The organism is Aulosira sp. FACHB-615, from assembly GCF_014698045.1.
Classification (GTDB): Bacteria; Cyanobacteriota; Cyanobacteriia; order Cyanobacteriales; family Nostocaceae; genus Nostoc_B.
Window position 1 is genome coordinate 80,738 of the sequence record NZ_JACJSE010000003.1, and the last position, 24,818, is coordinate 105,555.

The window sequence follows — 24,818 nt, forward strand, 5'->3', positions numbered from 1 at the left end:
CCTTCAAAAGGGGGGAAACGGAAAAATATATATCAAAGTCCCCCTTTTTAAGGGGGATTTAGGGGGATCGAAACGAAATATGTGCAACTTCACATTAAATTGGTATCAGATAATTTTTCCTAAAGCCCAAGCAGCATTTTCACGAACTCCCAAATCTTGACTACTCAAAGCTTGAGATAAAGCTGGAACTGCTGACTCAGAGCCAATTTCTCCCAAGGCTGCGGCTGCACCCCAACCTATTCTGTGAGGATAATTCAAAGCCTCGCATAAAGCTGGAACTGCTAACTCGCTACCAATTTTCCCTAATGCTTCAGCAGCTATGTAACTAACATTTTGTTCTTGGCGCTTTAAAGCTTTAATCAAAAAAGGAACAGCAGTTTCACTACCAATTAATCCTAATGCGTTAGCAGCACAACCACTAATAAAATCATCTTGATTATACAAGGCTTGAAGTAAGGCTTCTATAATTATTTCATTACTATTTTTGGCTAAAGCCTCAGCAAGATATAAGTCACCACAAGTCTTTCTATCTTCTAAAGCTTGTAACAAAAATACAATGGCAGCTTCACCGCCAATTTTACCTAATGCTTCAATAATCTTATCGCTAATATTACAAAGTGATTTTGAGCGAGCCTCTAATTCCCATTCATCCAAAGTTTGGTTTTTCTCTTCATACCAAAGTTGAATCAAGGCTGGAACTGCTGATTTATTGCCAATATTACCTAATACTTCGACAATCTTTTCACGTACTAAAAATGAGTTTTGCTTTTGCAAAGCATGAATGAATACTGCAACTACATCAGGAGAGTCAATATTAGCTAATACTTCTACTTGGTTGATACGCTCATATTCGCTCCCAGAAGTTAAATTTTGTATCCAAGTTTGAAACTCTGGTGATTCTGAAGGATAAACTTCCATTTTTATTGGAGATGAGAATTAAGTTACGAGATGTGCAACTTATTCTTGAAACCCCTCTCCAAACCTCTCCCCGAAGCGGAGAGAGGCTTTGAATCTTGCTCCCCTTCCCTGTCTGCGACACGCTGCGCGAACGTAGGGAAGGGGTTGGGAGTTAGGTTTGAGAGCAAGTTGCACACGGCGTTAAGTTATAAAAAATAGCTAATAGCTGTCAAAATCTCATGATCAGCTATTAGCCATATACAGAAAGTAAAAGTAAGTTACAGCTTTTCTGGTTCTTCTAGAGGAACTGTACTCACTTTGGTAATTGTTGCTTGTAAGATTTGAGTGTGAGCAATAGAATTGTTTGCCAATGTGAACAGTGGGTTTGACAAAATCCCGGATATAGTAGTTGCAATTAAGCTGACTATCAAGCCTACTTGTAAAGGTCTGTATCCTGGTAAATTCCAACGCACTTCAGGGTAGTCTCTCACTACGTCGGACATTTCTTGGGGTTCTTTAACTACCATCATTTTGACTACGCGAATGTAGTAATAGATGGAAACCACACTAGTTACCAAACCTAGCAACACTAATCCATAAAGACCAGCTTGCCAACCAGCCCAGAACAAGTAGATTTTGCCAAAAAATCCGGCCAGTGGTGGAATACCGCCGAGAGATAGTAAGGAAATACTCAAACCCAATGTCAACAGTGGGTCTTTTTGATACAAGCCTGAGTATTCGGCGATTTGGTCGGTTCCTGTCCGCAAGGAGAAGAGAATGACGCAGGTAAAGCCGCACAGGTTCATGAACAAATAAACCAGCAGGTAAAACACCATACTGGCGTATCCAGCTTCTGTACCAGCAATTAAGCCAATCATCACAAATCCAGCTTGAGCGATGGATGAGTAAGCCAGCATCCGTTTCATGCTAGTTTGTGCCAGAGCCACTACGTTACCCAAAATCATGCTGAGAATAGCGAGGGCGGTAAACACAAATCGCCACTCGTCAGCCACCATTGGGAAGACTGTAGTTAATAGGCGAATGGCTAAAGCAAAACCGGCTGCTTTGGAACCAACGGATAAAAAGGCGATTACCGGGGTGGGTGCGCCTTCGTAAACGTCTGGTGTCCATTGGTGGAAGGGTGCAGCCGAAATTTTGAAGCCAATACCTGCAATGATGAAAACGAGTGAAATCACCAAACCGAGTGATTGGCTGACGTTGGCTGTAATGATACCATCTGCGATCGCACTTAATTCTGTTTGACCACCAGATAAACCGTATAACAACGAAACGCCGTATAAAAATACTGCTGTACTAGCAGCACCAATCAACAGGTATTTCAGCGCCGCTTCGTTAGAACGGGGATCACGCTTTGTATACCCTGTCAATAGGTAAGAGGAAATACTTAAAGATTCTAGTGAGATGAAAATCATCACTAACTCACTAGCACCAGATAAGAACATTCCTCCTAACGTAGCAGTTAGCAAAATTGCGATGAATTCTGCTAAAGCGGTACCACTCTGCTCAATGTAGCGAATTGACATCAATATCGTCACAACGGCAGACAAAGCGATAATACCGCGAAACACAATACTGAGGTCATCACCAGTGAAGCCGCCAGTAAAGGAGATGGGATTGGCATTATCCCATTGAAAATATAGGGCGACAATTGCGGCTAGTAAACCCGCGATCGCTAGATATCCAATCCAGCGTGAGGATGTACGCCCCAAAATCAAATCAACAATCAAAACCCCTAAGAGGGTAACAATCACAATTCCCTCTGGCAGAATTGTTCCAGCATTCAACTGGGATGCAAGATTAGCAAAATCCATGAGATATATAGGTTTTGGCGATTAGACATTAAGGCTAACTTTGTTCATTTTATCTATTGTTCATTACCAAAGTTGCATTTATCTTTCTGTCTTAAGCATAGACTGACTCTTGCGTACAATTAGCTTAAAAGAAGCGGATCAGCTAACTCCCACCCAAGACTCTATCATTATGATTAGATTAAATTATAGTTGAAATTCAGATTGTGCGTCTTGTCAACACAGATACTGCTCTAGCTATCTGTTAGCAATGGTAACTAAATAAACAATCGGTATTGCTAAATATACTTGTTGGCTAATTATGCGATTTCTGAAAGTAAATCTTGCAGTTGTTGGGGTAAATCGAAGTAACCATCAACTCCTGATGCAAAATCTATCACTTGAGTTACCGCATCTATATTTAAATTTCCATAAATATGCGGAAATATTTCTCCGGTTTCAGCCGCCTCATAGCGAATTTCTGCCTTAACTTTTTGACTATCAATTAACAGTATAACTAATTCTTTTTGGTTATAAAAAAATCTGTTAGCGACTGGGATAATCTGTGTTACTTTTGAGCAGTGAATAAAACCTTCTTTAGCGAGAGATTCTGCTATATAAATATCATGATCTTTCGCTTGTTCCCATTGTAGGCGCTGTGTAATATGCAGAAGGAAGGGAATGTTGGATTTTGGGACTTCTGCTGTATCGAGTAGTTTGGTAAAATCACAGTTATCGAAATTTTGCAGTACTGATTTAGCTCCAGCATCTAATAATTTTTCAGGTGCTTGGTGATTGGCTATCCCAATAAAACTAATATTTAAATTACGTGCAGCTTTAATATCCCAAATACCATCACCTACAAAGACTATTTTGGTGAAATCTTCAACTTTGTAGTTATTTTTAGCTTTGAGAATAGCCGCATTAATAATATCTTCTCTAGAAATGCCATCATCAGATGAAGCTAAGGGAATATTGTGTATTGCTAAGTCGGCTGCTTGCAGTTTTAATATAGCAGAATCATACCATCCGCCAGTTGCGATCGCTACACGCCATGTAACAGAGGTTTGTAATTCAGCCAATACCTTTTCTGCACCAGGGATACTACTAAATAGATGTCTCTGTGTGCTAATCTCCTGCTGGAGTTTGGCAACAAAAGCAAGTTTGAATCTTTTGATTTCTAATTCTGATGGCTGACGTTGTAATCTTTCTTGAAAAATTTGCTGAGTAATACCGGAGTCTGTAATATTCTGGTATTCTGACCAGTTTGAATTAATATCAATAAATCCGAATTCTGAAGCCAAGGTATTTACAAAGCAGGTTTCATCAATCTGGTTTGTATTGGTGAGTGTACCATCAATATCAAAAATTACTAAGTTCATATAGCAATCCTATCTGAGTTGTGAAAAAATATTCTTTTTAACGAACCGCAAAGGACGCAAAGGACACAAAGAATGAGAGGAAAGAGAAGAAAGGGAATTTCACAAATGATTTAGGACTGCTATAGCAGATTGTCTTGATTCTGAGGAATACATATATCTGGCGCACATAAACCAGAAAACTGCATTGTCGTAACTGCAAAATTATTTAAATCAACACAGCGAATAACGTGATTATTGGTATCACTAATATATAGATGTGACCCCATAACACTTAATCCAGAAGGTTCAAAAAAGCGGCTATTTTTACCTTGTCCATCTTGTAAACCAGCTAAACCATCGCCCAAAATGGTTTGACAATTACCTGTGCTGGGACTAACTAATTTAATTTTGTGGTTGTATGTATCTGCTACCCACAAAAAATTTCCCGCATATTCTACCGCCATACAGTGTTGTAATCGCACATCTGTACTTTGTCCATCCACATCACCAAAACCGAATAACTGTTGACTACCACAAATAGTTCTTACTTGGTATGGTTCAAAAATTTCTATACTCCTAATTGTACTAATTTCACTATCAGCAATATATAGTTGTTGTCCATCTGTATTTATACCACTAGGTTGAGCAAAAGCCGATTCTGTTAGTGAACCATCAACACAACCTTCTCCACCTGTACCAGCATAGGTTTTGATCATGTTAGTGGCTAAGTTCATTTGCCAAATTTGATGGGAACCCGCCATTGCAATAAATAAAATATTTCCAACTTTGACTAAATCCCAAGGAGAATTGAGTGCAGTTTCTAAACCAGCACCACCATGAGGATAAATGTTACGGCTTTGTTCTCCAGTTCCTGCAATTGTCTCAACTATTTGGCGTTTTAAATCCACTCGCCGCAAAGCGTGATTTTCGGTATCAGCGACAAACAGAATTTGATTTTCGTTATCAAATACCATTCCCTGTGGTGCAGAAAATTGTGCTTCGCTAAAACTACCGTCAATTAAACCAGGTTGTCCTGTACCAATAATGTGGAGAACTTCGCCATCAAAGTTACTCAAAACTAAGCGGTGATGTCCAGAGTCAGCAATGAATAAACCTGCTGGCGTGGCTAAGACTTTTCCTGGAAAAGCTAAGGGTGAAATTATTGGTTGTTGCTGCTTTTCTAAAATATGGTTGATTTCTTGAAAGTTGATTGTACCTTTTTGCTGATGCTCGGCAATAATTTTGGCAATTAACTTATCTAAAACCTCACGCTTACCTTCGCCAGAAACATAGCCAACTACATAACCTTTAGGGTCGATAATCATGAATGTCGGCCAAGCACGCACAGTATATTCTTGCCATACACGAAAATTTTGGTCTACTAAAACTGGGTGTTCAATGTCATAACGCAAAATAGCTTGGCGGATATTTTCTGTTTCTTGTTCATTGTCAAACTTGGCGGAGTGGACACCAATTACTGTCAGACTATCTTTGTATTTGTTTTCCAAATATTTCAAGTCTGGTAGGATGTGCAGGCAATTAATACAGCAGTATGTCCAAAAGTCTAAGATGACAACTCTACCCCTAAGTTGTTTTAAGGACAAAGGTTTGTCAGTATTCAGCCAAGTGTAATTTTGTGGTAATTCTGGCGCTCTGACGCAGGGAGTCATGAGATATCCTTTAATTTTGGGTGTAGGGGTTTAGGGGTATGAGGGTGTAGGGAAGATAATTTAATCAGGACGTACGCAATAACCCTCTAAAATTCTCTTAACTTTGTGTCCTTTGCGCCCTACCCTGCGGGAAGCCGCTTGCGCGTCTATGCGGTTCGTTTTTTCATCATTTTACGTAACCCCTGCTTAATAACCTAGACAAAAAGAAAGTTTTAAGCCTGTTGACTGTTTACTGCTATACCTAACTGAGAATAATTTTGAGGCTGTATCACTTTTGGTCAAACTTGATAAACTTACTACCACTGATTTAGCTACTTGGGTACAACAAGCTAAAATTCAGACTGTACAGGGTAAAGTGTGCGATCGCATCCCACAATTATCTGTTGCTCATCCTAACTGGTTTGCTGTTCACATCTGCTGTTTATCAGGAAAAACTTACAGTTCGGGAGATACAGGTTGTGTGTTTCCTTTAATGAGTGTAGTTAAAGTATTTTCATTTTTGTATCTGCTAGAAGTGATGGGAACAGATACAGTTTTTCAATGGGTTGGCGTTGAACCGTCGGATGCGGCGTTTAATTCTTTAGAACAATTAATTACAGATGGCGGACATCCCCGCAACCCGATGATTAATAGTGGTGCAATTACTCTAGCTGATAAGTTACCAGGAAAGACGGCAAGCGATCGCACTTCACATCTTTGTCAATGGTTAAATCAGTTAGCAGGTTCCCGACTATATTTAGATAAAGTCATGCTGGCTTCGGTACGCGCTTCACGTTCACCAATTAACCAAACACTCACCAACTATCTCGCAGAACAAAATCGTCTGGAAAATCCTGAAATAGCTCTTGACACTTACGAGCAAATATGCAGTCTTTCAGGTAGGGTGGAAGATTTAGCCTTATTAGGAAAAGCCTTAGCTTGTGGTGATAATTTACAGCATCACCGAATAGTTAACGCTGTGATGTTGATGTGTGGACTTTACCAAGACTCGGCTAAATTTGCTCTCAAAATTGGTTTACCAATGAAATCAGGCATTAGTGGTGGCATGTTAGCCATAGTACCAAACGCCGGAGCGATCGCTTGCTACAGTCCCGCATTAAATATAGTCGGAAATTCCGTAGGTGCGATCGCTTTTATTGAAGCTTTAGCCGAAAAATTAGAATTGAGTATCTTTTAAAAAATCACCTCTCTTATCCCTCTCCTTGAGATGTTGGAATTTGACGACGCTGAAAATATTTACCAAATCTCGACTTTAAAGACTCGGTTGCTTGTGTTTCAGGAACTGCTGTGGGTGTTACCTCTGGTTCTGGTATTGGTGACGCAGTAACTTGTGGTGTCGGTATCACTTCCGGTTCTGGTATTGGCGACGCAGTAGCTTGTGGTGTCGGTGTAACTTCCAGTTCTGGTATTGGTGACGCAGTAACTTGTGGTGTCGGTATAACTTCCGGTTCTGGTATTGGTGACGCAGTAACTTGTGGTGTCGGTGTAACTTCCGGTTCTGGTGTTGGTGACGCAGTAACTTGTGGTGTCGGTATAACTTCCGGTTCTGGTGTTGGTGACGCAGTAACTTGTGGTGTCGGTATCACTTCCGGTTCTGGTGTTGGTGACGCAGTAGCTTGCGGTGTCGGTGTAACTTCTGGTTCTGGTATTGGCGACGCAGTAACTTGCGGTGTCGGTATCACTTCCGGTTCTGGCGTTGCTGACTCAGTTGGTTGCGGTTGAACTACCTCTGGAACTTCGGGTGTAGGAATTAGTGGCTGGGGAATGTAACTTTGATTGACTATGCTGCGTACCTCATCCGCCTTGAGTTCGCCTCTAACAATGCGAGACAGTGTATCTTTACCTTTGGGTTGGTAGTTAATTAATCTCACAGTCGTATTAAAGGCATTTTTCACAACGTTACCTTGATTGTCTAAAAATTCTAGCTTCACCCAATTATTTCCAGGTTGGAAGCCTTTGAGGTAAACTGCTTGCCAGCGATCGAACACAAAACTGTCACCATTAATAGTGCAACGGATACGCCAATCACTGAACAAATCATTGGGATTATCTGTAGCACCTAAGTGTAATGGAGCGTTTGTTAAGTAAAAATCTAGTAAAATTGGTTCAGCACCATAACTACCTTGAGGACTGCTGTAAGTTAGTAAGGGAACGCTAGGTTCAGGGTTGTTGTCATCTGTTTTTGTAAAAACATGAAACAATGTCTGAGTATAAGCGCCTTCATTTTTAAAACTTTCACCCCAAGGACGAGAAGCAAATACACGTAAACTATGTGTACCCGGAGATAAATCAGACAAAATTAACGGCTGGCTTAAGTCATACACCGAGATGTCAGGCTGATTATCCAAAATTACCTGGAGATGAGGCCCTAATTCAAATGCTGGATCTTTAAATATAGGTAAATCTTTTACCTGAATTTGAACTTTAACTTTAGTATCTTGAATAATCTCATCAAATGAAGGGGTGACGATAGTTAGCTGGGGGCGGTATACTTCTAGCGTTGAGCGCAGTTCTTGAATGACCTCTGGTGGTGCAACTTCCGTAAATTGCTGCGAAGTGGGTTGATATTTTTCCCTAGGACTCACAGCTACATCTTGACTAACAGCTTTCTCTGCACAACTGTTTAAATTCAAGACCAATACTAGTATGACAAGCCACTTGAAAATAGCCAGACTCCTGGGGAGGATCTGTTTTAAAGACTTCATACACCGCAAATTCATACCTAACACCCAGTTATAGTCTGCAAAACTGCAAAATAATTTTGCCTTAAACTGTGCTTTGCACGCCATAGCCTAAAAGGTGAAATTTTGAGCAGTTACTATGTATTTTTTAAAAATCACCGGAAAACAGTATTCTTTTTTACTATTTCTCTAATATATGCTTTTCTCTCGTGCCAAAAATATCTCTAACTAATTTGAGAATACTGAGCCGGCGGACATTATACCCATTAATCATAAGTTTAACGAATTGTTATTCTTTGTAAATTAAATGGAGAAACTATTGACTTTTTGCTCAAAAGTTTACAGTTAAAAGGTAGATCAGACAATTAATTTGGGGATTTTGAATTATTGTTAAAATCTCTCCAACAATGTACAAGTAAAGACTTTATAATTCAACAGAAACAAACTTCCACATAGCGTCTTCATCGCTGCTCCAGCCACTAACCTGGAGAAGGCGACTAAGTATCACTTTGTGGTTTCATGATTCCTCATTCCTTATCACGAGAGGAGGTCGAATGACGATTAGTCCTCCGGAGCGAGAGGAAAAGAAAGCAAGAGTGATAGTCGATAACGACCCGGTACCTACCTCATTTGAAAAATGGGCGCAACCCGGACACTTCGACAGAACTCTAGCTAGAGGCCCCAAAACCACCACTTGGATTTGGAACCTCCACGCTCTCGCCCACGATTTTGATACACATACAAGCGATTTAGAAGATATCTCCCGCAAAATATTTGCGGCTCACTTCGGACACCTGGCCGTTGTGACCATCTGGTTAAGCGGGATGATATTCCACGGCGCGAAGTTCTCTAACTACGAAGCCTGGTTAAGCGACCCATTGAACGTGAAGCCCAGTGCTCAAGTCGTTTGGCCCATTGTGGGACAAGACATTTTGAATGGTGATGTTGGTGGTGGATTCCACGGTATTCAAATCACCTCTGGCTTGTTCCAAGTATGGCGTGGCTGGGGTATCACCAACTCCTTCCAGCTTTACTGCACAGCTATTGGCGGCTTGGTATTAGCAGGCTTGTTCTTATTTGCTGGCTGGTTCCACTATCACAAACGCGCTCCCAAACTGGAATGGTTCCAGAATGTGGAGTCGATGCTGAACCACCACTTGCAAGTACTGTTAGGCTGCGGTTCCTTGGGATGGGCTGGACACTTAATTCACGTTTCCGCTCCCATCAACAAGCTTTTGGATGCAGGGGTAGCTGTTAAAGATGTCCCCTTGCCCCATGAGTTCATCCTCAACAAGAGCTTGTTGATTGATGTATTCCCCGGCTTCGCTGCTGGTTTAACACCTTTCTTCACCTTGAACTGGGGTCAGTACGCTGACTTCTTAACCTTCAAGGGTGGTTTAAACCCTGTAACTGGTGGTCTGTGGTTGACTGATATTTCTCATCACCACTTAGCGATCGCTGTACTCTTCATCATCGCTGGTCATCAATACCGCACAAACTGGGGCATTGGTCACAGCATCAAAGAGATCCTCGAAAACCACAAAGGCCCCTTCACCGGGGAAGGTCACAAGGGTCTTTATGAAAACCTGACCACCTCCTGGCACGCTCAATTGGCAACTAACCTTGCCTTCTTGGGTTCGCTGACCATCATCATCGCGCATCACATGTACGCGATGCCTCCTTATCCATACTTGGCAACTGACTACGCAACTCAGTTGTGTATCTTCACTCACCACATTTGGATCGGTGGATTCTTAATTGTGGGTGGTGCGGCTCACGCTGCCATCTTCATGGTGCGGGATTATGATCCTGTTGTGAATCAAAACAACGTACTGGATCGGGTGATTCGTCACCGGGATGCAATTATTTCCCACCTGAACTGGGTGTCAATTTTCCTGGGCTTCCACAGCTTTGGTTTGTACATCCACAACGACACAATGCGTGCCTTGGGCCGTCCCCAAGACATGTTCTCCGACACAGCAATTCAGTTGCAACCAGTATTTGCTCAGTGGGTGCAGAACCTGCACACCTTGGCTCCTGGTGGCACTGCTCCCAACGCCTTAGAGCCAGTTAGCTATGCCTTTGGCGGCGGTATCTTGGCTATTGGTGGCAAAGTCGCAATGATGCCCATCGCATTGGGTACTGCTGACTTCCTAGTTCACCACATCCATGCTTTCACCATCCACGTAACAGTACTGATTCTGCTGAAGGGCGTACTATTCGCTCGCAGCTCACGCTTGATTCCCGATAAAGCCAACTTAGGTTTCCGCTTCCCTTGCGACGGCCCTGGCCGTGGCGGTACTTGCCAAGTTTCCGGTTGGGATCACGTGTTCCTCGGATTGTTCTGGATGTATAACTCCCTATCTATTGTGATTTTCCACTTCAGTTGGAAAATGCAATCTGATGTTTGGGGAACTGTAGACGCAGCTGGTAATGTGTCTCATATTACTGGTGGTAACTTTGCCCAAAGTGCCATCACAATCAACGGCTGGTTGCGTGATTTCTTGTGGGCGCAAGCTTCTCAAGTAATCAACTCCTACGGCAGTGCTTTGTCTGCTTACGGATTAATGTTCCTGGGCGCTCACTTTGTTTGGGCATTCAGCTTAATGTTCCTGTTCAGTGGTCGCGGCTACTGGCAAGAACTAATTGAGTCCATCGTTTGGGCGCATAATAAACTGAAGGTAGCACCTGCAATCCAACCCCGCGCTTTGAGCATCACTCAAGGCCGTGCAGTTGGTGTAGCACACTACCTCCTCGGAGGAATTGCAACAACCTGGGCATTCTTCCACGCACACATTCTTTCAGTAGGATAGCAATCAGTTATACGGAGTGCTGAGTAGTGAGTGCTGAGTGCTGAGTAATCAAAACTTAGAACTCAAAGCTCAGAACTCCCAAAGCTGAAACCTGATGGCTAAGGGTCAGAGGAAATATCAAAGCTATGGCAACAAAATTTCCAAAATTTAGCCAGGATCTCGCACAGGACCCAACCACGCGGCGCATTTGGTATGCGATCGCAATGGGCAATGACTTTGAGAGCCACGATGGCATGACCGAAGAAAATCTTTACCAAAAGATTTTCGCTACTCACTTCGGACATCTGGCAATCATCTTCCTTTGGGCTTCCAGCCTCCTGTTCCATGTAGCCTGGCAAGGTAACTTTGAACAGTGGATCAAAGATCCTCTACACGTCCGTCCCATCGCTCATGCGATTTGGGACCCCCACTTTGGTAAACCAGCAATTGAAGCTTTTACCCAAGCGGGTGCTAGTAATCCTGTAAATATTGCATACTCTGGTGTTTACCACTGGTGGTACACCATCGGTATGCGGACAAACCAAGAACTGTATATTGGCTCATTAGGTCTACTCCTATTTGCTGCCCTGTTATTGTTCGCTGGTTGGTTGCACTTGCAACCCAAGTTCCGCCCCAGCCTCGCTTGGTTCAAGAATGCTGAATCTCGCCTCAACCACCACCTAGCTGGTTTGTTCGGCGTTAGCTCCTTGGCTTGGGCTGGTCACTTGATTCACGTTGCTATCCCCGAAGCTCGTGGACAGCACGTAGGTTGGGATAACTTCTTAACCACCGCTCCCCACCCAGCAGGCTTACAGCCTTTCTTTACAGGGAACTGGAACGTTTACGCTCAAAATCCAGATACCGCAGGCCACCTCTTTGGTACATCCACTGGTGCTGGTACAGCGATTCTGACCTTCTTGGGTGGTTTCCATCCTCAAACAGAAGCTCTGTGGTTGACTGACATTGCTCACCACCACTTAGCGATCGCAGTATTATTCATCGTCGCTGGTCACATGTACCGTACCAACTTTGGTATTGGTCACAGCATCAAAGAGATGATGAATGCCAAAACTTTCTTTGGCCAAAAAGTTGAAGGCCCCTTCAACATGCCCCACCAAGGCATTTATGATACCTACAACAACTCGCTGCACTTCCAATTAGGTTGGCACTTGGCTTGTTTGGGTGTTGTTACCTCTTGGGTGGCGCAGCACATGTACTCCATGCCTTCCTATGCGTTCATCGCTAAGGATTACACCACACAGGCAGCTTTATACACCCACCACCAATACATTGCGATTTTCTTGATGGTCGGTGCGTTTGCCCACGGTGCAATTTTCTGGGTACGTGACTACGACCCCGAACAAAACAAAGACAACGTATTAGATCGCGTACTGAAGCACAAAGAAGCGATTATCTCTCACTTAAGCTGGGTATCTCTCTTCTTAGGCTTCCATACCCTAGGTTTGTACGTTCACAACGACGTAGTAGTTGCTTTCGGTACTCCTGAAAAGCAAATCCTAATTGAGCCAGTATTTGCTCAGTTTGTTCAAGCTGCTAACGGTAAAGTACTGTACGGATTGGATGTTCTGTTGTCCAACCCCGAAAGTGTTGCGTACACAGCTTACCCCAACTATGCAAACGTATGGTTGCCCGGTTGGTTAGATGCCATTAACGCTGGCACAAACTCCCTGTTCTTAACAATTGGCCCTGGCGATTTCTTGGTACACCATGCGATCGCACTAGGTCTACACACCACCACCCTCATCCTAGTCAAAGGTGCTTTGGATGCTCGTGGTTCTAAATTAATGCCAGACAAAAAAGACTTCGGTTACGCATTCCCTTGCGATGGCCCTGGTCGTGGCGGTACTTGCGATATCTCAGCTTGGGATTCCTTCTACTTAGCTCTGTTCTGGGCATTGAACACAGTAGGTTGGTTAACCTTCTACTGGCACTGGAAACACCTGGGTATTTGGCAAGGTAACGTTGCTCAGTTCAACGAAAACTCTACCTACCTGATGGGCTGGTTCCGTGATTACCTGTGGGCTAACTCTGCACAGTTGATCAACGGTTACAACCCCTACGGCGTGAATAACCTGTCTGTTTGGGCTTGGATGTTCCTCTTCGGACACCTAGTTTGGGCAACTGGCTTCATGTTCCTCATCTCTTGGAGAGGTTACTGGCAAGAGTTGATCGAAACCTTGGTTTGGGCGCACGAGCGTACTCCTCTAGCTAACCTAGTTCGCTGGAAAGACAAGCCCGTTGCACTCTCCATCGTTCAAGCACGTTTGGTTGGTCTAGCTCACTTCACCGTTGGCTATGTCCTCACCTACGCAGCCTTCCTCATCGCCTCCACTGCTGGTAAGTTCGGTTGATCTGGCTACTAGTTTTGTAGGTTAGTAATAAAAATCCCCCGCCGCGAGGCGGGGGATTTTTTTATTGGGATAGTCCGAAAGAAAACCTTAAAAGTCCAGTTTTAACTAATATCTCTTGCAGGTAGGGCGACTGTGCGAATTGCGATCGCCTGTTTTTTGCCGTTACGATTGATGGTAATTTGCATAACATCACCAACTTTAGTAGTTTCTACCTGTTGTTGAACTTGTCTAATATCTTGAATTGCCACACCGTTAATACTGTCAATAATATCGCCCGGACGCAAACCAGCACGAGAAGCCGGGGAGTTTGGGGCGACTGCTAAAATAATCACACCTGTATCTTGATTAACTTTTAAACCTGTATCACTTTGATTAATTTTGGTGCGTAAATCAGGGGTTAACTCTCCCATTTGAATGCCAACATAAGGATGATCTACTTTTCCTTTAGCGATTAATTCATTGGCAATTCTTTGGGCTGTTTTGATGGGAATTGCAAAGCCTAATCCTTGCGCTCCTTGGATGATAGCAGTATTCATCCCAATTACTTCTCCTTGAGCGTTGAGCAAGGGGCCACCAGAATTACCAGGGTTAATTGCAGCATCAGTTTGAATAAAATCGACTCGTTCTGTGGGTACTCCTAAATCAGCAACAGAACGCTGAGTTGCACTGATAATTCCTTGGGTAACTGTATTATCTAATCCTAATGGATTGCCAATGGCGATCGCCCATTGTCCTGCTAACAAATTATCAGAGTTACCTAATTTAACTGTTGGTAATCCTGTACCTTTAATTTTGACTACTGCTACATCGGTTACGCGGTCAACTCCTACTACCTTACCTTGAAGGCTGCGACCATCTTTTAACACAACGGCGACGTTATCTGCATCTGCTACCACATGGGCATTAGTCAAAATAATTCCATCACCACTAATAATAAATCCTGAACCAATGCCTCGCTGTACTTCTTCTCGACTCGGTAACTGTTCGCCAAAAAAACGCCCTAAATAAGAGTCTTGGGGAGATACGGCGACAGTGCGAGTGGAATTGATGCGTACTACTGCTGACCCGACTTTCTGCACCACTTGAGTGATGTAATTGGCATCTTGATTAGCATTGACTGGTGCTGTTGCTAGGGGATTTTTCACATCTCTATTAGCAACACATCCAGTCAATAATAAAGCTAGATAAACCCAGAGTTGCAGAGTCAGTCGTTTCATTATGGTTTGACCGGGCTATTGAGTTGTAATAATAACCAAGTGAGATAAGTACCGAAAGGCCCCCACAGTGCATAAGGCAGAAATAGCCATGAGGCTGTTTGCGAAATTGGTTTGACTACAAAAGCCAAAATGTATACCAAAACAGTTGCTAAACCGCCCACAATCATACCGCCAGTCAAACTGCGGAGTTCTACCACCACCGGACTATACAGCGATGTGAGTAAGGCAATAGCAGCATAAACTAATAGCAAATTCCAAGGGCGAGAACCTTTCTTATTGCTTTTTTCCCAGACAATAATTGCAGAAATCGTCAGGCAAACCCAAATGAATGTCCAGATAAGAGGAATGAGAAATTCAAAGGTTAGCCAGCTAGGACGTTGTAGATTTTGAAACCAAGGGTCGCGCAGCGATGTGAACAAACTACCGCCAAAAAACAAAGCTGCTGAAGCTGCTGTAATTATCCATCTAGCTTTCACGACGACTCCTGCCAGAGTAATACATTTGTATTTTAAATGGAATCTGCGATCGCTGCACCTATCCTGAGTCTGGATGTGACTTTACCATTAGCGCGATTGCAACTGTAAAGTAACACTCTTGAACCTTAGATTGAGGAAAAAAGAAAAGTTCTTAATTTAACATAGAGCGATAGCTACACCCCCGCAGGCATCGCCTGATTTTGCTTGATTTATATTTCCTTATATACAATCTTTCAGGAATGAGCTATTCACACAGAACGCCAATTTTCGATTTGCAAGTTAGGTACTCTTTGAAATTCCTGGACATTAGATGTCACCATAATGTGATGTACATCATAAGCACCAATAGGTGAACCTGCTAATTTCAGAAAGCTTCTGATGTGGGCTGCCTGTTCTGCTTCTTTGGAGTCAAAAGGTAAAATTGCAACTGAACTTAGTAAGATTTCAATCATTGGTTGGATTTTAACAGCGCGTTGTGGGTTGATGGCTAATCCATATTTCACCTCCATAACTGTTAGAGATGAAACAAAAATTTCAGTGGGCGAGATTAATTTTATTCGCTTGAGGGTGTTTTTTTCTCCTTTAACAAAATCACTAATTACGCAAGTATCTAGTAGATAACCCATACATAATTACAGTTCTATTGCGTTTGGTGGTATTAGTTCATCCCGGTATGATTCAAAGATAATACTTTCTTTTACACCTGTATGTTGCATAATTATTTCTGGCCATCGGCTGGGTTTAGTTTCTAAGAAAGTGACGAACACTAAACTTTCGATTATACCTTGTGGGGTTTCAGCTAATTCAATTTTGCCGTTTTTATAAATTCCTTGGATTGTTTTTAACATATAGCTTACCTCCTACATTCATTGATTTTAACCATACTGAATTCTGACTCCTGATTTCTGAATTCTTCCTTATAAACTAACGTCGCAAAAATAACTGCGTCATGTAGTATGTATTCCCAACTCGCCAAATTCCCACACCAGTCTCTTGAAACACTGGACGCAGAACATTAGCCCGATGTCCAGGACTATTCATCCAACCTTTAATGGCGGCTGGTACAGGTTGCGGTACATTCGTACAGGTAAATAAGTTTTCTCCTACCATCAAATAAGAGATTCTCCCTGCACTTATTCTGTCTTTTAAGGTGCTACCATCAGCACCAGTGTGACTGAAGAATTTTTGCTGCGCCATTTGGCGGCTGTAGTTGCGAGCTACCTGGGTGAGTTTTTCGTTATTTTGCAGGGGCTGAAGTCCATTTTCTTGCCTGACTTTGTTGATACCTTGGCGGACTGCGGCTTCCATGTCTGCAATTTTGGCAGAGGCTGGCGGAATTACAGGTTGGGGTGGTTGCTGAGATGGTAATTCAATGTCGGGTAATGGCGGCAGATATTTTAGCATTTCTTCGCAGCCACTTACCAAAAGTGCGATCGCGGCTGAAGCTAACCATAAGATATGAGGTAGTTTATTTTGCATCTACTTATCACAACCCAATTACCTCACCTGCATAATTCTTTCTCCAGACAAGAACTATCAATTTAGCTGTCATGATGAAGTTGCTGTGAGTTCTGTTCTTAAGGTAACAAAAATCGCCAAATTCAACTGACCTAGATTTGAGAGTTGCATTGCTGGAGAAAGAACAAGAATGAGTTTCAGAGTATGAGATTGTGAGATTCTCTCACTCCTCTGTTATCGGTGATTTATAGGCGACCAATATTAGTCAGTCCTAAAACAATACCAATGCCAACAATGTGACCAAAAGCCATAGCCGCGATAAAGGTGGTAACACTCACTGGCAATCCTGGTAATTTAGGCCCAACTTGGGGCTGCTCAATGCGGGTAGATAACAACAGAATAACCACGCTGGTAACGCTAATAATGATGCCAACGGTAGGAGTCCACGCAGGGGTAGCGGGGACATTAGCTGCTGCTGCCAGTAAATTTGATAACATCTAGATTTGGTCTCCTAAATGAAAAAATTCATAAAACCTCCCAAATTATAGAATTAGTGAGTCAGCAACCAAAGATTGTTAGCAAAAATTCGCTCTTTAGAACCATGCGGGTTAAAATCTGTGGCATCACTCAGCCAAAACAAGCAACTGCGATCGCATCTTTAGGCGCAACTGCCCTAGGATTTATTTGTGTACCTAGTTCACCTCGTTACGTAACTGCCACCCAAATCCGCGCAGTCGTTACCCAATTACCAGATAACATTGATAAAATCGGCGTTTTTGCTAACGCTGACATTTCGGAGATTAACCACATAGTTCAAGATGGCGGTTTAACTGGTGTACAGTTACACGGAGACGAATCACCAGAATTTTGTTACCAACTCAGGCAAAATCTCCCCCATGTCGAAATTCTCAAAGCAATGAGGATACGCAGCCTTGACCACCTGGAACCAGCCGCTATTTACGCTCAACACGTAGATACTTTATTACTTGATGCTTATCATCCCCAACAGTTAGGGGGTACAGGCAAAACTTTAGATTGGGCAATGCTAGAAAAATTCCACCCCGGCACGCCGTGGTTTTTAGCTGGTGGATTAACCCCAGCAAATATCTTAGAAGCTTTAAGTCTGGTTAACCCTGACGGTATCGATTTATCTAGCGGGGTCGAAATTCAACCAGGAAATAAAGATTTAAATAAAGTAGCTGAGTTATTTCAGAAGTTAGCGAGTAGGGAGTAGTGAATTTTCCCTACTCCCTACTCCCAATTCCCCATTCCCTACTTAAAAGAATGATGGTTGATGGCGAATCAAGTTGAAGAATTCTTCACGGGTTTTTTGTTCATCTTGGAATACGCCTAGCATGGCACTGGTAACAGTCCAAGAACCGGGTTTCTGCACACCGCGCATTACCATACACATGTGAGTGGCTTCCATGACTACCGCTACACCTTGAGGTTCCAAAATCGTTTGAATTGCTTCGGCGATTTGGCGGGTTAACCTTTCTTGGACTTGCAAACGGCGAGAATACATTTCCACAATCCGGGCTAACTTACTTAAGCCCACAACTTTTTGATTAGGAATATAAGCAAGATGCGCTCTGCCCATAAAAGGTAGCATGTGATGTTCACAGAGGCTAAAAAAGTTAATATCTCGCACGAGTACCATTTCGTTATGTCCTTCATCGAAAATGGCACCGTTCAATAGTTCGTCTAAAGATTGGTTATAGCCACTGGTGAGAAACCGCATTGCTTCCGCCACACGTTTGGGAGTTTTCAGCAATCCTTCACGTTCAGGGTCTTCCCCAACACCGACTATGATGTTTCTGACAGCATCCATCATTTGCTCCATCTGTTCCTCAGAAGGCGGGTGCAAATCCGGTTGTCTGCCGTCGTGGGTGTTGCGATCGGGTCTGGTATTGATGGCATCTGCCAAATCAGAAATCAGAGGAGATTGAAAACGATTGGAACCGTTAGAACTAGCAATAGTCATGATGTAATTTTTAGTTAGTTTGTTGGATGTTTGCGATACTCAGCACTCAGCACTTAGCACTCAGCACTCAAAATGTGCCTGCATTGGGCATCAGAACCAATTCATCAATCACTGCTTGTGGTGGCAATAAGACAGTGTGGAGAATTGACTGTGCCACAATTTCTGGAGTTAACATTTTTGAACGGTCAAAGTTGGCGTGAACGGTGTCTGTGTCCCAAATTTCTGTATTCACAGAACCAGGACAAATGACCGTGACACGGATACCGTGGGCGCGTTCTTCTTGAGCCAGGGTTTGAGAAAGGGCTAGAAGTCCGGCTTTGCTAACACAATAGGCTCCCCATCCAGCAAAGGTTTGCTTGGCAGCGATTGAGGCTACGTTGATAATTGTGCCTGTGCTGCGATCGCGCATTCCCGGTAAAATTCCTTTGATGCACTCAAATACACTGGTGAGATTGATGTTAATAACTTTTTGCCAGTCTTCTAAGCTTGTGTCGCTTAAATTCCCTGTATAGCCTATTCCGGCGTTATTGACCAAAATATCTATGTTGCCAAAATCTTGGGCGATCGCGGTAATTTTCGCTGCTACTTGGGGTAAATCGGCTAAATCTAGGGAGTATGCTTGAGCTTCTACTCCGCTTTCCTTGGCTGCTGTTGCTACCGCCTCTAATTTATCTAAAGAACGGCTGACTAAGGCAACATCTATGCCAGCTTTGGCAAATGCCAAGGCTGTTGCTTTGCCAATTCCGCTACTCGCCCCAGTAATCAGGGCGCGTTGTTTCTGCTTACTACCCATGCTTTCCCCCATTTTTTTGGCAGTGACCCCAGCCCTTTGCCACCAAATTATTTAAGTCTTTCGGATGGGCCACATTAAAGTAACCTTAAATTCCGATAATTTTTTTTGACAATTGCTATATTGAATTGTCAGTATGGGAAATTTTACCCAATAAAATACATCCCAAAGATGAAAATTAAGTCTTCATCTGGGAGTTTAGGCTGTCTACTCGCAAAACTAAACGAAATCTCTCGTTTAAGTGAGTCGATTAATCAAAAATACAAATGCCTGTGGTTAAAAAGATTGTTAAAAATCTTTAAGAACCACAGGCAATTATAGCATTGCTCTTGAATTAATGACCTAGCTTGGGTTTGCTAGTGGGGAATTTCTGTAAAGACACCGATTTTGCGGAATTTATCGTAACGCAGTTGCCGTCTTTCTTGGGATGTTAACTGTTTGAGTTCATCTAAGTTATCTAAAAGGGCTTGCTTAAGGGTGGTTGCGGCTTCTAAGGGGTCAGAGTGAGCGCCACCAATAGGTTCTGACAAAATTTGGTCAATAATCCCTAAATTTTTTAAATCATGGGAAGTAATTTTTAAAGCCATAGCAGCTTGGGGTGCTTTGCCGGCATCTTTCCAAAGAATTGCGGCACAACCTTCAGGGCTGATCACAGTGTAAACAGCATGTTCAAACATCAGTAGGCGATCGCAAATCCCAATCCCTAGCGCCCCACCAGAACTTGCTTCACCAATCACTGTGCAGATAATTGGTACATCCAAGCTAAACATTTCCCGGAGGTTATAGGCAATGGCTTCACCTGCGCCTTGATGTTCGGCGGCGACGGTGGCTAAAGCGCCTGGTGTATCCACAAAAGCTAAAATCGGCATTCCAAATTTATTGGCATGTTCCATCAGCCGCATTGCCTTGCGATAACCACCAGGAGCCGCCATCCCGAAGTTCCGCGCAATGTTATCCTTAGTGTCACGCCCTTTTTGTTGACCTAACATCACTACTGGTTGCCCACCTAAACGAGCGACACCAGCAATTAAAGCCGGATCATCAGTCCCACAGCGATCGCCATGCAACTCCATCCATTCATCGGTAATTGCCTGAATATAATCCAGCGTGCTGGGGCGACGGGGATGACGGGCGACTTGTACCTTTTGAGCCGGAGATAATGTACTGAAAATCTCCTCACGCAGTTTTGTGGCGCGTGCTTCTAGCTTGCGAATTTCGCCAGATACATCAACACCATTTTCTTCTGCTAGTTGCCGAATCTGCTCAATGCGGTTTGAGAGTTCGGCTAACGGCTTTTCAAAATCCAACAGTAGTGGTTTACGCTCGGTAGTGGCCATAATTTAGGGATGAGGAACTAGGGATTGGGGATTAAAGAAGTAAAAAGTAAAAAGGCTAAAGTAAAAACATTCTTTTACCTTTTAACTTTTAACTTTTGACTTTGTTAAAGCAGCAAAGGTCTAAAGCCATGTTTCACCGATGCTTGACCAATCTGCTCCATTTTGTCTACGGTAATCTGATTACGCCCCCAAGAAAAGTTCGTATGTAACTTCTCAAATTCCAGTAGCATCGCTTCGGCGAAACAAGCAAATAGCTGACGTTCTGGCACTTCCATATTGACGATTTTCATGATTTTCCAGTCAATATCCAAAGAATGCTCAACAATGCCACCGTTGAGTACATGAACGTCAGGATGTTGAATTTTTGTCGCTAAATTTTTGGGATAGCCGCCATCAATCAGGACACAAGGTTGTTTTAACATCTTGGGGTCAATTTCTACCCCTTTGGGCATACTTGCCACCCAAACCACAATATCAGCTTCGGGTAAGGCTGCCTCTAAGGCCATAATTTTGCCCCGCCCTAGTTCGTCTTGTAAATTTTGCAGGCGTTCTTGGTTACGGGCGATGAGCAGAATTTCCTTGACATCTGTTTTGGCATCTAGCCAACGTGTGACTGCACTACCAATATCCCCAGTTGCACCACAGATAGCCACTGTTGCTTTCGACAGTTCAATTCCAACTTGTTTGGCAGCTGCCTCTACTTGCCGACAGATAATATAAGCAGTGTGTGTATTACCTGTAGTGAAGCGTTCAAACTCTAATGTGACGTTACGGACTTGGCTGAACTGCTCTAAATTAAAGTTTTCAAAAATAATTGATGAAAAACCGCCTAAAGCCGTGATATCTATATCATGCTTTTGAGCATGAGCCATTGCATTTAAAATTTTGCGAGTTGCCGCTTTAATTCGTCTATTTGCCAGCATTTCTGGCAAAAAGCATGATTCTACGTACTTGCCTTCGATTGTTTCTCCAGTCAAACTGGTAACTTTAATGTGATCAACAATTTGCGGCGGGGCGCTGCACCAAAAATCTAGACCTTGATCGGCATATTCTGGGTATCCCAATTGTTGAGCTACCGCTTGAGCGTGTTCTAAACTAGTCAGATGTCCAATTAGACCAAACATGTAGTGTGTATTAGGCGTTTGCTGCGTCGAAAGCGTGGAATTGAGTGGGTAAGTGAGAATACCTAACCTTAAAAATACAACAAAGTGTGAAGTATGAAGTATGAAGTATGAAGTGTAAAGTCTGGAATTTTAGCAAAATGGTGAATTTAATTCTGACTTTTGAGTTCTTTTTTAACCTTCATTCCTCATGCTTCATCCTTCATACTTGTTTAAGCAGCTGAGAGTCCGTAGGCTGATAAGCGCATGATATCTCTGGTTGTGAAGCCAATGTTACTTAAAGCTTCACCGTATTGAATCATGAAGTCTTCGACTAAAGCTTCTTTTTCCATTGCTAACACTTCAGCATCGGTCGCTACTTGGTTGAGCATTTTCCAAACAATGGGTAGGTTTTGGCGGTTTGCTTCTTCTAGTTCAGCTTTGGAGGCTTCAAAGTTAGCTTTCAGCCAAACTTCACCAAAGTTTAAATGACTATACTCATCTTTGACTACACCCTCAGTAATTTTGCGGGCAAAAGCATCAGCAACAGGGATGTAGATGTTGTAGGCCGCGATCGCAAAACATTCAATAATCAAAGATTGAATCAGTAAGCAGGTGACAACCTTACCTTGGGCGGCGGCGACTTTAAAGTTATCGTGCAGAGGTGCAAAAAACTCCTTAGCAAATTGCAAATCTGGTGTCACGTTTAAATTGCGGCCGCAAGCTTCAAAGCCTTTTTTATGGCGGCTTTCCATTTTCGACAAGCGAATTAAATCATCACTATGATCAGGCAGCAGTTCAGCTAGTTTAATGTAATTCTCATAAGCTTCTTGTTCCCCTTCAATCACGATCGCATTAATGCGACTATAGGCATCTTTATATGTTTCACTTTGGAAATCTATTTCTAATCCATCTGCTAACTGCTGCATGGTATCGTCACTCCTGTAAAATGAATCATTTGATACTAACGCTTAATTTACCCTGTCATTTTAGGGCAATCTTCACTGTTGTTTAATTTAACTTAACAAGTCACTATGTAATAGATTAGCTTTTGCTGGGGGCGATACTCTAGTACTAAAGAAACAAATGCAGAGAGTCGATTTAATCGTCAAGAGTCAATAATTAAGTTTCTCGCTAGTCCCTAGCCTCTAGCCCCTAAGCTCTGCTATCTCACACTTATGATGAAATCAAGTTGGCATCTCAAATCTGGCGATATTTTTAGTTTAGCGGTACTGCTGTTAGGCGCATTCATTGTCTTGCTACCGCTATTTGTTGTGTTTTTCACTTCTTTTGCACCCCCTGGCGCGACTCCAGATATCACGATGCCGCGAAATTGGTCGTTAGATAATTATCATGATGCGTGGCAGCGCGGGAAGTTCCTTTTAGCTTTTGCTAATTCTACTGTAGTAGCGATCGCAGTCACCGCATTTCAGCTAATCACCTCTGCTTTGGCTGGTTACGCCTTGGCAAGATTGAAATTTCGTGGCAGACAAGCATTGCTGTTAGTTGTTTTAGCAACCCTAGTGATTCCTTTTCAGCTGTTAGTTATACCTATATTTTTGGTGTTGAAGTGGGGACACTTAATTAATACCTATGGGGCGCTGATTTTACCCACGGCTGTCAATGGCTTTGGCATATTTCTTTTACGCCAATATTTTCAGACAATTCCGGTAGAACTAGAAGAAGCAGCCATCATTGACGGGGCAAACAGGTTACAAATCTTATGGCGGGTGTTATTACCTTTAGCCCGTCCGGCTTTGGTGACGTTGTTTTTATTCACCTTTATTGCGGAATGGAATGATTTGTTTAAGCCTTTGGTATTTACCACACGCCCCGAATTAAGAACCGTACAGTTGGCATTAGCCGAGTTTCAAGAACAATTTACCAACAACTGGCCTTTGATGATGGCAGCCGTAACAATTGCAACCGTACCAGTGATGGCACTATTTTTAATTGGTCAGCGTCAATTTATTCGGGGAATTGCTACAACGGGAATCAAGAATTGATGTTGGGAAGTGAGGATGAGGGAAGGGGGACAAGGGGGACAAGGGGGACAAGGTAGTAGTAAGTCGGTAATTGCAGCGCACTAGATGAAGCAACTTAAAATAGTCTGACAACTCGTGATAAATGACCAAATAAAAAACTTTTTTAGATATCAAATACCATCCATTTTCCCCTCCTCTTCCTTGTCTCCCTTGTCTCCCTTGTCCCTCTCCTCTCCCCATCAAATAGGACTGCTAAATCAGCAAAGGGTGTTAGTCTATGTCTTGCCAAAAATCTTTGCCAATACTTTTGGGTTTCAGCTTGGGTGCAATTTTGCTGTTACCAATTTCTCCTTCATTAGCAGAAATAGCTGCCGTTCCCTTACCTTCAGATGCGCCGTTGGAACTAGATTTATTAACTAAACCCAACAGCAATGTAATTACAGCTAACACCATTAACCCACAAGGATTAACAACTCCAAGTTTATGGTTAGCGCAAGCTAATTCTGAAAGTAAGTTGTTGGATAATTGGATAGCGTATCCTGCTACTGCAACCACACCCGGAAGAGTAGATGTAATTGTCAATCAACAAGTTTGGAGCATACTAGATTATCTAGAACGCTACAGTTTTATAAATCGCCTCGGCAATGTTGCCCGAAAGGATGTTTATAATTTGCGGGTGTTTAATTATCAGCAGGAACTTTTAGGGAGTTATACCTGTAACTTTCAAACTAATCCAACATCATGCCGCATTCAAATTAATTCTTTAAATAGATTAGTATTACAGCAATCGTCTGAATGAAGGTGATAGGTGATAGGTGATAGGTTACAGGTGAAAATGTTATTAGTATTTTTAGGTTAATTAAACTAAAATTTTCTTGCCTCCCGCCTTC

22 protein-coding genes are annotated in these 24,818 nt (G+C 42.7%); 6 read left to right on the plus strand and 16 right to left on the minus strand.

The genetic code is table 11. The features are described 5' to 3' along the window. Positions 1-105 precede the first annotated feature (105 nt). The 4 genes from H6G77_RS05190 to H6G77_RS05205 all read right to left on the minus strand — a co-directional run bounded on the left by H6G77_RS05190 (position 106) and on the right by H6G77_RS05205 (position 5,736). The gene (locus H6G77_RS05190; protein WP_190871004.1) at positions 106-918 is read right to left on the minus strand and encodes a HEAT repeat domain-containing protein; all 813 of its coding nucleotides are present in this window, start codon (positions 916-918) and stop codon (positions 106-108) included. A gap of 257 nt (positions 919-1,175) precedes the next feature. Beyond that, a complete protein-coding gene (locus tag H6G77_RS05195; RefSeq protein ID WP_190871005.1) occupies positions 1,176-2,729 on the minus strand; it encodes an NAD(P)H-quinone oxidoreductase subunit N in 1,554 nt (517 codons plus the stop codon). A gap of 296 nt (positions 2,730-3,025) precedes the next feature. Further along, positions 3,026-4,087 carry a DUF952 domain-containing protein gene (locus H6G77_RS36465; protein WP_190871006.1) on the minus strand — a complete coding sequence of 354 codons (1,062 nt, stop codon included), beginning with the start codon at positions 4,085-4,087 and terminating at the stop codon, positions 3,026-3,028. Between the two features lie 119 nt (positions 4,088-4,206). Continuing rightward, entirely contained in the window at positions 4,207-5,736 is a 1,530-nt protein-coding gene (locus H6G77_RS05205; RefSeq protein ID WP_190871007.1) for a thioredoxin-like domain-containing protein, read from the minus strand. A gap of 274 nt (positions 5,737-6,010) precedes the next feature. Between H6G77_RS05205 and H6G77_RS05210 the strand changes: the two genes are divergently transcribed. Further along, positions 6,011-6,913: a glutaminase gene (locus H6G77_RS05210; RefSeq protein ID WP_190871008.1), complete on the plus strand. Its 903-nt coding sequence runs from the start codon at positions 6,011-6,013 to the stop codon at positions 6,911-6,913. Positions 6,914-6,926: 13 nt separating this feature from the next. Here the strand turns inward: H6G77_RS05210 and H6G77_RS05215 are convergent, their stop codons facing one another. Next, positions 6,927-8,456, minus strand: coding sequence for a hypothetical protein (locus H6G77_RS05215; protein WP_190871199.1), 1,530 nt, complete (start codon positions 8,454-8,456; stop codon positions 6,927-6,929). 515 nt (positions 8,457-8,971) lie between these two features. On the opposite strand from H6G77_RS05215, the gene psaA reads away from it, so the two are divergent. Continuing rightward, on the plus strand, positions 8,972-11,230 hold the full coding sequence (gene psaA, locus H6G77_RS05220; protein WP_190871009.1) for a photosystem I core protein PsaA: 2,259 nt from the start codon (positions 8,972-8,974) through the stop codon (positions 11,228-11,230). A gap of 125 nt (positions 11,231-11,355) precedes the next feature. Beyond that, on the plus strand, positions 11,356-13,581 hold the full coding sequence (gene psaB / locus H6G77_RS05225) for a photosystem I core protein PsaB (protein WP_190591612.1): 2,226 nt from the start codon (positions 11,356-11,358) through the stop codon (positions 13,579-13,581). 101 nt (positions 13,582-13,682) lie between these two features. Here psaB and H6G77_RS05230 read toward each other — a convergent pair whose 3' ends face one another. From H6G77_RS05230 to psaK, 6 genes are all read right to left on the minus strand, one after another. Beyond that, complete coding sequence (locus H6G77_RS05230) at positions 13,683-14,798, minus strand: HhoA/HhoB/HtrA family serine endopeptidase (RefSeq protein WP_190871010.1); 1,116 nt, start codon at positions 14,796-14,798, stop codon at positions 13,683-13,685. Next, positions 14,798-15,274: a tryptophan-rich sensory protein gene (locus H6G77_RS05235; protein ID WP_190591608.1), complete on the minus strand. Its 477-nt coding sequence runs from the start codon at positions 15,272-15,274 to the stop codon at positions 14,798-14,800. The genes H6G77_RS05230 and H6G77_RS05235 overlap by 1 nt, the downstream gene beginning before the upstream one ends. Before the next feature lie 248 nt (positions 15,275-15,522). Continuing rightward, positions 15,523-15,900 (minus strand): type II toxin-antitoxin system VapC family toxin, encoded by a 378-nt coding sequence (locus tag H6G77_RS05240; protein WP_190591607.1) that lies wholly within the window; start codon positions 15,898-15,900, stop codon positions 15,523-15,525. Between the two features lie 6 nt (positions 15,901-15,906). Continuing rightward, positions 15,907-16,122: a hypothetical protein gene (locus tag H6G77_RS05245; RefSeq protein WP_190591606.1), complete on the minus strand. Its 216-nt coding sequence runs from the start codon at positions 16,120-16,122 to the stop codon at positions 15,907-15,909. Positions 16,123-16,198: 76 nt separating this feature from the next. Next, the gene (locus tag H6G77_RS05250) at positions 16,199-16,753 is read right to left on the minus strand and encodes a CAP domain-containing protein (RefSeq protein ID WP_190670141.1); all 555 of its coding nucleotides are present in this window, start codon (positions 16,751-16,753) and stop codon (positions 16,199-16,201) included. Between the two features lie 224 nt (positions 16,754-16,977). Then, entirely contained in the window at positions 16,978-17,229 is a 252-nt protein-coding gene (gene psaK / locus H6G77_RS05255) for a photosystem I reaction center subunit PsaK (protein WP_190591604.1), read from the minus strand. A gap of 104 nt (positions 17,230-17,333) precedes the next feature. Between psaK and H6G77_RS05260 the strand changes: the two genes are divergently transcribed. Beyond that, complete coding sequence (locus H6G77_RS05260; RefSeq protein ID WP_190670143.1) at positions 17,334-17,966, plus strand: phosphoribosylanthranilate isomerase; 633 nt, start codon at positions 17,334-17,336, stop codon at positions 17,964-17,966. Positions 17,967-18,008: 42 nt separating this feature from the next. Here the strand turns inward: H6G77_RS05260 and folE are convergent, their stop codons facing one another. The 5 genes from folE to H6G77_RS05285 all read right to left on the minus strand — a co-directional run bounded on the left by folE (position 18,009) and on the right by H6G77_RS05285 (position 22,872). Continuing rightward, positions 18,009-18,716: a GTP cyclohydrolase I FolE gene (folE, locus tag H6G77_RS05265; protein ID WP_190591602.1), complete on the minus strand. Its 708-nt coding sequence runs from the start codon at positions 18,714-18,716 to the stop codon at positions 18,009-18,011. Between the two features lie 67 nt (positions 18,717-18,783). Continuing rightward, positions 18,784-19,509: an SDR family oxidoreductase gene (locus H6G77_RS05270; protein ID WP_190591601.1), complete on the minus strand. Its 726-nt coding sequence runs from the start codon at positions 19,507-19,509 to the stop codon at positions 18,784-18,786. A gap of 353 nt (positions 19,510-19,862) precedes the next feature. Then, entirely contained in the window at positions 19,863-20,843 is a 981-nt protein-coding gene (locus tag H6G77_RS05275; protein ID WP_190591600.1) for an acetyl-CoA carboxylase carboxyltransferase subunit alpha, read from the minus strand. Between the two features lie 104 nt (positions 20,844-20,947). Further along, entirely contained in the window at positions 20,948-21,967 is a 1,020-nt protein-coding gene (locus H6G77_RS05280; RefSeq protein ID WP_190591599.1) for a long-chain acyl-[acyl-carrier-protein] reductase, read from the minus strand. A 209-nt stretch (positions 21,968-22,176) separates the two neighbouring features. Beyond that, complete coding sequence (locus H6G77_RS05285; protein WP_190591598.1) at positions 22,177-22,872, minus strand: aldehyde oxygenase (deformylating); 696 nt, start codon at positions 22,870-22,872, stop codon at positions 22,177-22,179. Between the two features lie 249 nt (positions 22,873-23,121). Between H6G77_RS05285 and H6G77_RS05290 the strand changes: the two genes are divergently transcribed. Continuing rightward, a complete protein-coding gene (locus tag H6G77_RS05290; RefSeq protein WP_190591597.1) occupies positions 23,122-23,949 on the plus strand; it encodes a carbohydrate ABC transporter permease in 828 nt (275 codons plus the stop codon). 256 nt (positions 23,950-24,205) lie between these two features. Continuing rightward, entirely contained in the window at positions 24,206-24,727 is a 522-nt protein-coding gene (locus tag H6G77_RS05295; protein ID WP_190591596.1) for a hypothetical protein, read from the plus strand. Positions 24,728-24,818: the final 91 nt, after the last annotated feature.